Source organism: Flavobacterium sp. UBA2787 (genome assembly GCA_002352205.1).
Lineage (GTDB): Bacteria > Bacteroidota > Bacteroidia > Flavobacteriales > Flavobacteriaceae > Flavobacterium.
The window spans coordinates 1-13,923 of sequence record DEHZ01000001.1 but is presented as its reverse complement, the minus strand read 5'-3'; the positions used below and the strand labels follow the sequence as shown (position 1 = coordinate 13,923).

Here is a 13,923-nt window from a genome sequence, read left to right as displayed (position 1 = left end):
TATTTTATTTTAATTCTTTTTTAATAGAATTTTTTCCTGAGTAAATTGAAAAGCATCTTCTAAAAAGTCAATCATTTTGCTCCAATTACTATTTGGTTCATAATAATTGTTATACGATTTTGTGGTTTTGATGGTAATTAAATTTCCATTTTGTGAAATTGAACTAATAAATCCGCCCGTTTCATTTTCTGCATTTTTATTGAATTTATCCAAACCTGAAGCGGTGTAGCCTTCCGGTATTTCAAATTGAATTTCATGTACAATTTGTCTCGGGAAACTCATGTAGATATTATTTGTTCTGTTTTTTTCTTTTTCAGAGAGTTCAATCTGAGAGGTTAAGAACTTTCCTAACTCTACAATTATATTATTGCCGGCTTTTTTGATGTATTGGTCTTTTATCGTAAAAGATTCTTTGTACTTCATTGGTTCTTTACTACCAAATCTTCCTGTGTTTTCGATGGATAGACTATAGTCTTCAATGTCATGTCCCAACTCATCTTTTACCGCATTGGTAAATCTTTCCTTTTGAGATTCCTTTAATTTTGCAATATAAGCATCAAATTCTTTTTGAAGTTTTGCCTCATATTTTTTATTTTTAAACCTTTCAATTACCGATAAAGTTCCATATTTTTCATAATCTTCATACACATAATCAAAGAAATATAATTTATCTGATTGTTCACTTTTTTTGTAATGTCCGGATAAACTGTTTTCTCTTTCGATTTTAAAACTATTTAAGTCTTCGTTAAATTTTACTTTAGTAATGTTTTTAGAAATATTATCACTTTTAGTTGATTTAGGAAGTTTTATTAATTCAGAGTCAACTACTTTTTTATTTTTTGAAATTTGTAATAAATAAGCTTCTGTATCTTCTAGGCTATAATCAAATTGATCAGCAGAAGTGTAAGGTGAAAAATACTCTAAATAGATAGGGTTTGGTGTATTCACACGAAGTAATAACTTTACATTTTGCTGTATTAGCATATCTGTAATAGGGCCATTATACCTCGGTGTGCCAATGACAATATCATAGGAAATATTATTATCTTTTAAAAAAGCCATAAAAAAGTTTATGAATACCTCTTCATTTCTAAAAAAAGTATAATTGCTATATAAATGAGTAAGTGTATTTTGAAGTATTTTTGCATCTTCTCCTACAATAGCTTCTATAAAAAGTGTATAATATTGATGTCTAGAAAAATAATATACTTCTCTTATTTTTTCTTCATCAGAACTAAATGTTTTGCCTTTTAAAAACTTTTCGATTTCCTTTGTATTTCCTTGAGGTTTAAATTTTGTGTTATAATAATTAAAAACATCTTCTTTAGAAACGGTTGATTTTACTATACTTTCCTTTTCAGAAAGAAAGGCTTCTGCTCGTTTTTCAAATTTTCCCGATCGTGCAAAAAACACTTGAAATTTGTAACATGGTAATTCAATCAATGGATAAAACCATCTTGGAAATTCATTTTTTTCAATGTCTTTGGCTACAAATTCATAATGACGTTCGCCACCCTTGTTACTCGGAATTTCTTTGAGTTCCGGTGCTCCGTTATAAGTGGCAAAATTCAAAAAGAAATCGTTTTCAGTTTGAAAAATGAGCTTATAATCCATAATTGGATACACGTCACCCAATGTTCTTTCCACCGGATCAAAACCCGTTTCTAATTGTGATTTAAACGGTTCTTCGGAGTGTAAATAATAATCAATAATATCACCTATTTCTAAATTTGGAATGGCAATTTTCTTCTCTTTATCGGCATCAACGGCTTCTTTGCTTACATCAATGATTGTTTCTTTGCCATTCGGTTTTATAACTTTTATACCTAATCTGTTTTTTCCGGCACGTCTGCTCCAGCCTTTGTCGGAAGAAAAGCGTTCTTTAAACGTGAATTCTGAAAATTCTTTTACTGCAGCTTCATCGAGCAATTTTACTCTGTTCCGCAATGCAGAAGTATAATTTACATTTGATCCGAATTTGTGATAATCGTGAAATTCATATTTATAAATCATTACCGCTGATTCATTTTTCCATTTATCAGGAATAGTCATTGTTTTAGAATGTGGATCGTCTTTTCCCCAAAAGAAATCTCTGATTTTAACATCGTCTTGAGCAGATAACGAAACAGTTACAAAAAGACAGATAAGTAGAATTTTTTTCATAAAACTATGATTTTGATAAAGTAATAGATGAATTATAAAGTTCGGTTAATTTTTTGTGAGCTGCATTCCAGGATTCTTGTTGATTTTTTCGAATAATTGCATTCTTAAAAATGAAAACTTTTCTGTAAACAAGTTCTTTTCCTTTTAATGAAAAACTAGCTTCAATGTCATAATCTTCATTTTTCTGAGTCAGATTTTCAGGTAATTTATCTACTTTATAACCTTCCGGAAGTGTGATGGTTATTTCGGAATCATATAACGTCTTATAATCTAACTCATAGTCGGTTTCACGATCTTTGAATGTGAAATTTTTATATTCATTCATAAATTCAAAATTCAAGTAAATTTCATCATCAAATTCACTTATTCTGTTGGAAGATTCTAAGGCGTAATCAATCGTGAGCTTTGCATCCCTGTTCTTTAAATCACTTGGTTTTATCTCTTTTACTTTATTGTTTTTATCTTGTTTTGCCAAATAATATTCCAGTGCTTCTGCTTTTTTGTCGGTTTCAAAACTGTTATAAATGTTTAAAAATTGGTTTCTGCTTTCACCGATATATGTTCGATTACAAGTTCCTTTTAATTTGTCTTTTTCAATAACTAATTTTGCTCTGAATGTTTCCTTATTTGTTTCGGCTGAACTTGTTGGAATTTTATCAATAATAAAATCATTTCCATTTTCAATCATTACTTCTTTGTTCTGAATGCGTTCGGCATAATTTCCTAATGAACTAAATTTTTCTGTTCCGTCAAGGTAAATTTTCTTACCATTCTGAAAAACCGTACAAATCATATGATTATCAACAACTAAAGAAGGAATGGAATAGTTATAAGCAATATGTTTGGTTCCAATCCACGTTAAACGAGCATCAAATCCGGCAATTTTAAGCATTTGTTTTGTTAGGTTCGCCATTCCTTTGCAATCGCCATACCTTTTGGTAAAAACTTGGTGTGAATCGTCTGGTTTGAAACCTGCAATACCATCTTCAAAGGCAATATAACGGATATTGTCTTGAACCCAGTAAAAGATGTTTTTTATTTTTTCTTCGTCTGATGTTGCTTTTGCAGTAAGTTCTGTCACTTTACTTTTTAGTTGCTCAGTGTCATCTTTCATTTGATCTATGAGTGATTTATACCAGCCATATAAATCAGAAGTGGTTTTAAAAAGATTACTTTTCTTTCCATTATAATCATACGATTTTGCTAAAACCAATATGTGTGGATATAAATAAGATCTCCCGGGACTGCTTTGTTCATTAAAAACAGCAGGAATATCTTTGTAAGTATATAAATAAGTAGTCGATTTATTTTTTGGATCTTTAGTTTCGCTTTTGATAATATTGTGTCCGTTGAAATTCATTTCTTTTAATTCAACTTCAAGCCAATCAGGAATTGTAACTTCAATTTTTTTATCAATTACCGGAAATTCATCATTAAAGTGAAGCGAAGTAAAATACTTAACATCATCAAATTTCTTGTTCATTGAATAATTATAAGTGTATCCTTGAACAGGAAAATCAATTTGAACATGTTTCACCCTAGCATCGTTGTAAAACAAGTCTTTATCTTTATAGAATTCATCTCTAATGGGGAAGGAGGCTGTTTTTTCATTTCGATATTTCAACAAAAACGTTTCAATTTTAGAAGAACTATCATAAAATTCATATTTGTAGATGTCTGCACGATGATTAATATTCATCAAGACTTCCTTAACAGATAAATCTACCGTGACATTTGAAGTTGATTTATTAAAACCAAAATTCACTATTTCAGTACTTTCCAAAATAGCAACATCTTGCTTACTGTATTTTCCGCGAATGGTTTTGGCGAGTTCAATATCATTTGGGGTTGGGTCAATGTTTTTTTGACTACAAACAGATAAACTTCCCAATAAAAAGAGAAATAGGATGGTTTTGAAATGCATAAAAATTGTTTTTGCTAAGAAAGTAAAAAATAATAGTTTATGCTAAATTATTTTTCAAAAACCTTTTACTTTTTATCCTAAGTTTTAAAATAATCTGAATTCGCTATTTTTTGAAGTATTTCCAAGGTACAACCAGCATTCCAAAACATTCTCCATCACCTTTTCCTAAGTGTTTATGGTGCATTTTATGAGCTCTTCTTACTGCTTTTGCATAAATGTTATTTGCGTTTCTAAACAATTTGAATCGCTGGTGTATAAAAATATCATGTACAAAAAAGTAGGCTAATCCATAAGCAAAGATGCCAATTCCAATGGCTAAACCGATTTCTAAAATGTTGTATTTCCAAAGCAAAAAGAAACTGATACTTACAATAGCATAAAAAATAAAAAACGCATCATTTCGTTCAAACCAAGAATCATGATCTTTTTTGTGATGATCGGCATGCAAATGCCATAAAAAACCATGCATCACATATTTATGTGTAAACCAAGCCATGAATTCCATCATGAAAAAGGTTAAAAAGAATACTAAAATGTGAATCCAGATACTCATATTATATTGTTTTAAATCGATAGTTGATGTAACATTTTGCCAATAATCCCACTTTCTGATAATCGGGAACTCTAATTCTGGTGTTCTTGATGGCTAGTGAAGGTGTCTTTTTTAGTTTTGAAAGTAATTTTTTGTAATAAACATAAGCCGTATAAACACCAAATTTTGCTTCAATTGGCAATTTACGAATTCCTTCAAAACCAGCCTCAAAATCGGCTTCAATTTCTGCTATAATGATTTGCTTTGACGCTTCGTCCAACTGGCTTAAATCGGTGTTAGGAAAATAGGTTCTGTTTAACTCTTCGTAATCTGCCTTCAAATCTCTCAAAAAATTCACTTTTTGAAAAGCAGAACCCAATCGCATGGCACTTTCTTTTAGTTCATCAAATTTAGTGTCGTTGCCATTTACAAATACTTTTAAACACATTAATCCCACCACATCTGCCGAACCGTAAATGTATTCTTGATATTCCTCTGTAGTTTTATATTCTGATTTATGTAAATCTAATTTCATACTTTTCATAAAAGCATCAATCAATTCTTTTGGAATTTCATAACGATTCACGGTATGTTGAAATGAATTTAAAATGGGATTTAAACTAATTTTATGGTGAAGTGCATTTTCTAAATCACTTTCAAATAAAGTAAATAAGGTTTCTTTATCATACTCATGAAATGAATCTACAATTTCATCGGCAAATCGAACAAAACCATAAATATTATAAATATCCTGACGTATAGAAGGAGCCAACATTTTTACTGCCGAAGAAAAAGAAGTGCTGTAAGTCTTCGTGACATTTCTACTGCATTCATAAGATATATTGTCAAAAACAGATTTCATAGCAAGAATTTTTAACGTTTTGTTGCATTTTTTTGGATTAATTCAGAAACCAATTTCCCTGAAATCAAAGAAGGCGGAACTCCCGGACCTGGAACTGTTAGTTGTCCTGTGAAAAACAAGTTTTCTACTTTTTTACTTTTCAGTTTTGGTCTTAAAAAAGCGGTTTGGAATAACGTGTTTGCCATTCCATAGGCATTTCCTTTGTATGAGTTATAGTCTTTTATAAAATCATTTACGCAATACGATTCTTTAAATATAACACTTTCTTTGACAGATTGCTCCGTTAGTTTTTCAAATCGATTAATAATTATATTAAAATACTTCTCTCTAATTTCATTCGTATCATTAATTCCGGGTGCAAGTGGTATTAAAAATATTCCCGCTTCTTTACCTATAGGTGCAGCTGAATCATCTGTTTTGGATGGAAAACTAGCATAAAATAACGGCTCTTCCGGCCATGAGGGATTATCATAAATCGCTTCAGCATGTTTGTCGAAAGATACATCAAAAAATAAGGTGTGATGCTCTACATTCTCAATTTTTTTATCAAAACCTACATAAAATAATAGGGAGGAAGGTGCAAACGTTTTCTTTTCCCAATACGATTCAGAATATGCTCTGTGTTCAATATCCAATAATGTTTCCGAATGATGGTAATCTGCACCACTGAGTACAACATCACAAAATTGTTCTTGTCCATTGACTTTAATGCCAATTGCTTTCTTTTGTTTTACAATTATTTTTTCAACATTGGCATTGGTTTGAATCTTTACACCCAATTCGTTGGCTAAGGATTCCATTGCTAAAATTACGCTGTACATTCCGTTTTTAGGATGCCAAGTTCCCATTCCAAAATCGGCAAAATTCATAAAACTGTAAAATGCGGGTGTGTCTTGTGGTTTTGCTCCTAAAAATAATACCGGAAATTCGAGTATTTGAACCAATTTTTGATTCTTAAATCGCTTTCGAACTTCCTTACTAATGTTTGAAAAAAATTGACCTACTTTCAAAGCAGTTTCTGGCGTAATTAATTCAAGTGGCGAAACTCCCGGTCTGTAAACTAAATTCTTGATGGCAATGTCGTAGTTACTTTTTGCTTCGGACATGAATTTTTCTAATACAACACCACTTCCTTTTTCAATACTTTCAAATGTTGTAATGATATCTTTTAAATTATCTGCAATAGTTACAAAATCTCGAATACCAAAATATACTTGATAGGCCGGAGAAAGTTTAATTAACTCGTAATAATCGGAAGGCTTTTTGCCAAAATCATTAAAAAAACGTTCAAAAACATCGGGCATCCAATACCAAGTTGGACCGATATCGAATGTAAAACCTTCTTTTTTGAGTTGCCTGGCTCTACCGCCAATAGTGGAATTTTTTTCAAAAACAGTAACATTGTTACCTTCTTTAGCTAAATAACAAGAAGCAGCTAAAGCTGAAAAACCGGAACCGATTATAAATATATCTTTTTTCATATTGTTTAACAAATATAGATAAAAAGTTAAACAAAAAAAAGATTTAAGGAAAAATTAAAGATTATTTGACATTTCTAAAATTGAACTGAACACTTTTACGTTCGGATGTTGTTCTTGTTTTATAAATTCGGTTAGTCTGCCAATTGTCCATAATTCAGATTGACTGCTTTCTAAAATTTCAGTATGAATTTCTTTTAGATAATTATTGATATCATCTTTAGAAGGTTCAACGGTCATGTATGATATATAAGTGACCTTGTCGAAATATTTTTTGATGTCTTTTAAACTTTCAATTGGAACACTTTCTCCCAAATAAATTGTTTTGTATCCATTTAAGATAATTTCGTAATTAAGATACATCAATCCTAATTCATGTATTTCATTCAACGGAAGAAAAAGTACAAAAACACGATCGTCTTTGGTTGGTTCTAAAATCTGAATTTTTTCGGTATTAACCAATAATTTTTGTTTTACTAGATAACTGATAAAATGTTCATGAGCAGGAGAAATGGTTTCAGACTGCCAAAGCAAACCAATTTCATTCATGAGCGGAATGAAAATCTCATAAAAAACCTCACGAAACGATTTTTCGGAGAGTAAGTTGGTATAAGTATTAAAAAATAAAGTTTGATCAAAATTCATCATCGCCATTTTGAATGCATTAATGGCATGATGTTTCACGCTTTTTTCATTTACAATTTCTCTAACAAGAATACTTATTTTATCAGGAGTTAGTTTCGAAATTTTAGAAATTTTGTAACCGTGATTGTGAAGTAATGTAATGTTTAAAAGCTTCTGAAGAGCCGGTAAATCATAGTAACGAATGTTTGTGTCTGTTCGCATGGGTTCAAGAACATTGTATCGTTTTTCCCATATCCTAATGGTGTGGGCTTTGATTCCCGATAAATTTTCAAGATCTTTAATGCTGAAAACATTTTTTACATTGTTCATTCTTTCGCTATATTTGTTAAACAAAATTAGTAATTATTAATTAATGAACTATTTTTTTATGGTTTATTTTTGAAAATAGTAGATTTAATAAGGAAAAATAGTACAATTAGTTATTTTTGAAGAATAATCTATTACATTAATTAAACTTTACGTATAAAAAAAACGCTAAGTACACTTAACGTTTTTTAAAGTTTATTATGTGACCACGATGGGATTCGAACCCACACGCCTTTCAGCACCACCCCCTCAAGATGGCAAGTCTACCAATTTCTCCACGTGGCCTTGCAACCTAAAAAAGTAAAGACGTTGCACTGCAACGTCTCTTTTGTGACCCGACTGGGGCTCGAACCCAGGACCCCAACATTAAAAGTGTTGTGCTCTACCAACTGAGCTATCGAGTCAATGCATCCTTCAAAACCTGTTAATACGTTGCACTGCAACATCTCTTTGTGACCCGACTGGGGCTCGAACCCAGGACCCCAACATTAAAAGTGTTGTGCTCTACCAACTGAGCTATCGAGTCAAATACAATTTCTTGAATGCGGGTGCAAATATACGGTCTTATTATTTATTTTTCAAAGCAAAATTGTCTTAAATTTGGATTTTTAAATTAATCTTTCTTAACGCCTTATTATACAGGGATTTATTATGCGAAAAAAAATTATTTTACTTGGATACATGGGTTCAGGAAAGACAATAATAGCTTCTAAACTATCAAATGTTTTGCAAAAAAAGCATTTTGACTTGGATGTTTTAATTGAAAATGAACAAAATTTATCAATCAATTCTATCTTTAAAACCAAAGGAGAACTTTATTTTAGAAAGCTTGAACATGAAACTTTAAAAAAATTAATTGAATCGGATGATGAATTCATTTTGAGTTTGGGCGGAGGAACGCCCTGCTATGCGAATAATCACCTTTTCTTGCAAAATGAAGGCATTGTGTCAATTTATTTAAAAACTTCCGTAGAAGAGCTATACAGACGTTTGAATAAAAACAAATCTGCAAGGCCAATTATTGCAGAAATGGTTGAGGAGGATTTAAAAGAGTTTATCGCCAAACATCTTTTTGACAGGAGTTTTTATTACCATAAAGCAAAGCATATCATTTCTACTGACGATAAATCAATTGAAGATGTTGTAGAAGAAATTAAGAAGTTAGTTACTTAAATAAGCATAACTAGCATCATTTTCAAAAACCACTTGCACATGTTCTTGTAAAGAAGTAGAAAGCGAAATGCCTTTAAAATCAACTTTTACCGGATATTTTTTGTGATTTCTATCCACTAAAACTGCTGTTTTGAATTTTTTTAACGGAACATCTAAGAAGTGCTTCACACCATAAACCAATGTTGTTCCTGAGTTTAAAACATCGTCAACCAGAATTATACCTTTGTTTTGATACTTTTCTTTTGATAGGGAAGTAGTTATGGGTTTAAAAGGGTCTAACTTATCAATATAAACTTCGCACAATGCTATTTTTATTGATGAAATTCTGCTTAATTCTGCCGCCAATTTTTCTGCAAAAACATACCCATTTTTAGCAATTCCGGCAAGAATAATTTCTTCCTCATCAACAAAAGTTTCATAGATTTGATAGGCAATTCGTTTGATTTTATGCTCAATTTCCTTATGTGAAAGAATTGTAATTTGCGGCATGGGTTTATATTTTTCTCAAAGATAGAAAGATTAAGTATATCCAAAAAACATTTTTTGCAGAGAAATTTCGATATCCAAATTAATTATTTTTCTTGAATTTAGTAGAAAAGCACCATGATTTAAACGTTTTCAGACTCGCTAGTTACTATTTTTGATGATTTGTAGAAAAGCTCTTGATTGAGCGAAACACTGTAAGCTAAGCTTATGAAAATGCACCATGAAATCAAATAAGCAGGAAATTTTTCTACACCAAACTGAAGATATTCATTTTTAGAAAAAACAAACATCACAATTACAACAAGTGTGTGGCATAGACTAATTGCCCAAAAACTAAATTTAAAATCAATTACTTTAAACAAAAACGAGTAGAAGTAAAATAGCAACAATGCTGCTAAATAACCACCAATTGTTATCAATGCTACGCCTTCTATCTCTGAACTATCGCCATTGGAAATGTTTTGAATCCACTCATCAAAAAAGTAAATTACAATAGCTAATCCCAGAAAAACCAAATAACTTTGGCCAATACTTAAAACAATTCCCAAAGCTTTGTTTAGTTTGAGTTTGTTAGTATTCACTAAACTTACCGAAAGTGCAAAAATGAGTGGTAGGAAAAACAACGCTTTTTCTACCGAAGGAACAAGTAGCATTGTGATAATTACCAAAACAGAGCCTAAAATTACTCGTAACATAAGTTGAGATTTTAAAGAGAATAATATCGTATAAAGATAATAAAAAAAGAGCTGTCTTTTCAGACAACTCTTTTCTATATAAGTAAGTTAAAATCGGATTGTTAAAACGTTTATTTTACTTTATTCAAAATTGCTTTAAAAGCTTCCGGATGATTCATTGCTAAATCAGCAAGCACTTTACGGTTCAATTCGATACCGTTAGATTTTACTTTTCCGATGAATTGAGAATAACTCATTCCTTCCAAACGAGCACCAGCGTTGATACGCATGATCCATAACGAACGGAAGTTTCTTTTGTTTTGTCTTCTGTCACGGTACGCATAAACCATGGCTTTTTCAACCGCGTTTTTAGCAACCGTCCAAACGTTTTTACGTCTACCAAAGAAACCTTTGGCTTGCTTTAATACTTTTTTTCTTCGTGCTCTTTTAGCAACCGAATTTACTGATCTTGGCATAATTTTCTTGTTTTTTTGTAGCAGGCGTCCCGAATTTAATCAAGGGAACTTATCGGCCATACTCCAAGGTTATTAAATAATTTTTAACCTAAAGAATTAATTATTGAAGAATTAATGACTATTTACTAATCACTAATTACTATTCACTAATTATATAATTCTTAATTGTTGTTTAATGCTTTTCTCATCGGTTTTGTGAACCAAAGTCGAATGAGTTAAAGCTAATTTACGCTTTTTAGATTTTTTTGTCAAAATGTGACTTTTAAAAGCGTGCTTTCTCTTGATTTTTCCAGAGCCAGTTACTTTGAATCGCTTCTTAGCACTGGATTTTGTTTTCATTTTAGGCATAATTTCCCAAATTTATTTGTGATTCAACTTACTTACTATTTTTTAGTTTCTGAATAGCTAAGAACATTCTCAGCAACTCAGAATCTCAGTTGCTCAGCAACTTATTTCTTCTTCTTAGGAGCGAGATACATAATCATTCGCTTTCCTTCCAAAACAGGCAAAGCTTCCACTTTTCCTAAATCTTCTAAATCTTGAGCCAAACGTAATAAAAGAATTTGACCTTGTTCTTTATAAATAATCGAACGTCCTTTAAAGAATACAAATGCTTTTAATTTTGCTCCTTCTTTTAAGAATTTCTCGGCATTTTTCTTTTTAAACTCATAATCATGTTCATCCGTTTGTGGTCCAAAACGAATTTCTTTCACTACAATTTGAGTCGATTTGGCTTTGAGCATTTTATCTCTTTTCTTTTGCTCGTAGATAAATTTACCGTAGTCCATTAATTTACAAACCGGCGGCTCTGCATTGGGAGAAATCTCTACCAAATCCACCTCGAATTCTTCGGCTAAACGTAAAGCTTCAGAGATTTTGTAAACTCCTGGCTCGATGTTTTCACCTACCAATCGTACTTCGGGAACACGAATTAAATTGTTAATTCTATGTGCTGCCTTCTTTTCTACTCTGGGTTGATATCCCCTGTTGTTTCTAATTGCTATGACTTTTAATTTTTAAGTTAAACTACAAATGGTTTTAATGTTTTGCTTATTTCTTCGTTTACAATTTTTGCAAATTCTTCAACTGTAACCGTGATATTTCCTTTTCCTTCTTGACCGTGCCTTCTCACAGAAATCGTGCCGTTCTTCTCTTCTTCATCGCCAACAATAATCATAAACGGAATTTTCTTCACTTCCGCGTCCCTGATTTTCTTGCCAATTGTTTCATTGCGGTTGTCAAGCAGGCCGCGAATTTCGTGATTTTCTAGCAAAGTTAAAACTTTTTCGGCATAATTTTCATATTTCTCGCTCAAAGACAAGATTATAGCTTGTTCGGGCATTAACCATAGTGGGAAATTTCCTGCTGTATGTTCCAATAAAATGGCAATAAATCGTTCCATCGAACCAAATGGTGCTCGGTGAATCATCACCGGACGATGCATTTCATTATCCGCTCCTTTATAATTCAATTCAAAACGCTCCGGTAAATTATAATCTACTTGAATCGTTCCCAATTGCCATTGTCTTCCCAAAGCATCTTTCACCATAAAGTCTAATTTAGGTCCGTAAAAAGCAGCTTCGCCATATTCTACAACCGTATTCAAACCTTTATCTCGAGCAGCATTGATAATTGCATTTTCTGCTTTTTCCCAATTTTCATCACTACCAATATATTTCTCTCGGTTCTCTTGATCTCTCAACGAAATTTGAGCCGTGAAATTTTCAAATCCTAATGAACTGAAAACATATAAAACCAAATCAATTACTTTTTTAAACTCGCTATCCAATTGGTCTGGTGTACAAAAAATATGGGCATCATCTTGCGTAAATCCACGAACTCGTGTCAATCCATGCAATTCTCCACTTTGCTCATACCGATAAACCGTTCCAAATTCAGCATAACGCTTCGGTAAATCTTTATAACTCCAAGGTCTTGTGTTGTAAATTTCACAGTGATGCGGACAATTCATTGGCTTCAACAAAAATTCTTCGCCTTCTGCCGGAGTGTGAATCGGCTGAAAACTATCAGCTCCATATTTCGCATAGTGTCCCGAAGTAACATACAATTCTTTCTGACCAATATGTGGCGTCACCACTTGCTCATAACCCGCTTTTTTCTGAGCTTTTTTCAAAAATTGCTCCAAACGATCACGCAAAGCAGCTCCTTTTGGCAACCATAATGGCAAACCTTGACCCACTTTTTGCGAAAAAGCAAATAAATCCAACTCTTTCCCTAATTTTCTGTGGTCTCTTCGTTTGGCTTCTTCCAGCAATTCCAAATATTCTGTCAACTCTTTTTGCTTCGGAAACGAAATACCATAAACACGTGTCAACTGCTTGTTCTTCTCATCACCACGCCAATACGCACCGGCAACGCTCATAATTTTCATCGCCTTAATCAATCCCGTATTCGGAATATGACCACCGCGACACAAATCAAAAAAGTTAGCGTGATCACAAAACGTAATCGTTCCGTCTTCTAAATTCGAAATCAATTCCGTCTTATATTCATTATTTTTATAAACTTCCAAAGCCTCCGCTTTCGAAACCGAACGCATTTTAAACTCGTGCTTCTCTCTCGAAACTTCTAAAACTCTGTCTTCAATGGCTTTAAATTCAGCTTCCGTAATTTTTGTATCACCAAAATCCACATCATAATAAAACCCATTATCAATCGCCGGACCAAGCGTTAACTTAATTCCCGGATATTGCTCCTCCAAAACCTGAGCCATTACGTGCGAAGTCGAATGCCAAAACGCTTTTTTGCCCTCCTTGTCATTCCAAGTATATAATATGAGTGAACCATCCGTGGTCAATTCCGTCGTCGTTTCCACAATAGTGCCGTTATATGACGCAGAAATCACATTTCTCGCCAAACCTTCACTAATACTTCTTGCAACATCCATCGGAGTCGAATGCTTCTCAAACTCCTTAACCGAACCGTCAGGTAAACTAATTTTTATCATGCCTAAATTTTTATGGACTGCAAATATATAAGATTACAAAATCCCACACAATATATATAGGTAATATTAAAACAACATTTTCAAGAAGCCATTTCCCGCTTTCCATTCCAAGTCCGTTTGTTGGGTTTGGTTCGGCAAAGCTCTGCCAAGAGCTTCCGTTGGTCGCTTTGGCAGAGCAAGCCTCACACAACCCCAACAATCCGGGCTTTCCATTTCAATCGGGGCTAGGGGAGCAG

At 32.5% G+C, this 13,923-nt stretch carries 13 protein-coding genes and 3 tRNA genes; 1 reads left to right on the top strand and 15 read right to left on the bottom strand.

The window, feature by feature from the left end; genetic code table 11:
• Positions 1 to 9: 9 nt before the first annotated feature.
• The 9 genes from B4N66_RS00080 to B4N66_RS00040 all read right to left on the bottom strand — a co-directional run bounded on the left by B4N66_RS00080 (position 10) and on the right by B4N66_RS00040 (position 8,436).
• A complete protein-coding gene (locus B4N66_RS00080) occupies positions 10 to 2,163 on the bottom strand; it encodes a DUF3857 domain-containing protein (RefSeq protein WP_291091490.1) in 2,154 nt (717 codons plus the stop codon).
• A gap of 4 nt (positions 2,164 to 2,167) precedes the next feature.
• The gene (locus B4N66_RS00075) at positions 2,168 to 4,087 is read right to left on the bottom strand and encodes a transglutaminase-like domain-containing protein (RefSeq protein WP_291091489.1); all 1,920 of its coding nucleotides are present in this window, start codon (positions 4,085 to 4,087) and stop codon (positions 2,168 to 2,170) included.
• 103 nt (positions 4,088 to 4,190) lie between these two features.
• Positions 4,191 to 4,640 carry a sterol desaturase family protein gene (locus tag B4N66_RS00070; RefSeq protein ID WP_291091487.1) on the bottom strand — a complete coding sequence of 150 codons (450 nt, stop codon included), beginning with the start codon at positions 4,638 to 4,640 and terminating at the stop codon, positions 4,191 to 4,193.
• Between the two features lies 1 nt (position 4,641).
• A complete protein-coding gene (locus B4N66_RS00065; protein ID WP_291091485.1) occupies positions 4,642 to 5,481 on the bottom strand; it encodes a phytoene/squalene synthase family protein in 840 nt (279 codons plus the stop codon).
• A gap of 11 nt (positions 5,482 to 5,492) precedes the next feature.
• Positions 5,493 to 6,962 (bottom strand): phytoene desaturase family protein, encoded by a 1,470-nt coding sequence (locus B4N66_RS00060; protein WP_291091483.1) that lies wholly within the window; start codon positions 6,960 to 6,962, stop codon positions 5,493 to 5,495.
• Positions 6,963 to 7,016: 54 nt separating this feature from the next.
• Complete coding sequence (locus B4N66_RS00055) at positions 7,017 to 7,913, bottom strand: MerR family transcriptional regulator (RefSeq protein ID WP_291091481.1); 897 nt, start codon at positions 7,911 to 7,913, stop codon at positions 7,017 to 7,019.
• Positions 7,914 to 8,113: 200 nt separating this feature from the next.
• Positions 8,114 to 8,195, bottom strand: a tRNA-Leu gene (locus B4N66_RS00050).
• Positions 8,196 to 8,241: 46 nt separating this feature from the next.
• A tRNA-Lys gene (locus B4N66_RS00045) sits at positions 8,242 to 8,314 on the bottom strand.
• 49 nt (positions 8,315 to 8,363) lie between these two features.
• Positions 8,364 to 8,436 (bottom strand) — tRNA-Lys (locus B4N66_RS00040).
• 125 nt (positions 8,437 to 8,561) lie between these two features.
• On the opposite strand from B4N66_RS00040, the gene B4N66_RS00035 reads away from it, so the two are divergent.
• Positions 8,562 to 9,083 (top strand): shikimate kinase, encoded by a 522-nt coding sequence (locus B4N66_RS00035; protein ID WP_291091479.1) that lies wholly within the window; start codon positions 8,562 to 8,564, stop codon positions 9,081 to 9,083.
• On the opposite strand, the gene B4N66_RS00030 is transcribed toward B4N66_RS00035, so the two are convergent.
• The 6 genes from B4N66_RS00030 to thrS form a co-directional block, all read right to left on the bottom strand.
• The gene (locus tag B4N66_RS00030; protein WP_291091477.1) at positions 9,072 to 9,572 is read right to left on the bottom strand and encodes a phosphoribosyltransferase family protein; all 501 of its coding nucleotides are present in this window, start codon (positions 9,570 to 9,572) and stop codon (positions 9,072 to 9,074) included. The genes B4N66_RS00035 and B4N66_RS00030 overlap by 12 nt on opposite strands.
• A 119-nt stretch (positions 9,573 to 9,691) precedes the next feature.
• Positions 9,692 to 10,264, bottom strand: a complete 573-nt coding sequence (locus B4N66_RS00025) for a hypothetical protein (RefSeq protein WP_291091475.1) — start codon at positions 10,262 to 10,264, stop codon at positions 9,692 to 9,694.
• Between the two features lie 110 nt (positions 10,265 to 10,374).
• Positions 10,375 to 10,719, bottom strand: a complete 345-nt coding sequence (gene rplT / locus B4N66_RS00020) for a 50S ribosomal protein L20 (protein WP_112086596.1) — start codon at positions 10,717 to 10,719, stop codon at positions 10,375 to 10,377.
• Positions 10,720 to 10,869: 150 nt separating this feature from the next.
• Entirely contained in the window at positions 10,870 to 11,067 is a 198-nt protein-coding gene (gene rpmI / locus B4N66_RS00015) for a 50S ribosomal protein L35 (RefSeq protein WP_091398482.1), read from the bottom strand.
• A gap of 101 nt (positions 11,068 to 11,168) precedes the next feature.
• Complete coding sequence (gene infC, locus B4N66_RS00010) at positions 11,169 to 11,717, bottom strand: translation initiation factor IF-3 (RefSeq protein WP_262510653.1); 549 nt, start codon at positions 11,715 to 11,717, stop codon at positions 11,169 to 11,171.
• A 23-nt stretch (positions 11,718 to 11,740) separates the two neighbouring features.
• A complete protein-coding gene (gene thrS / locus B4N66_RS00005) occupies positions 11,741 to 13,687 on the bottom strand; it encodes a threonine--tRNA ligase (RefSeq protein WP_291091471.1) in 1,947 nt (648 codons plus the stop codon).
• Between the last annotated feature and the right edge of the window lie 236 nt (positions 13,688 to 13,923).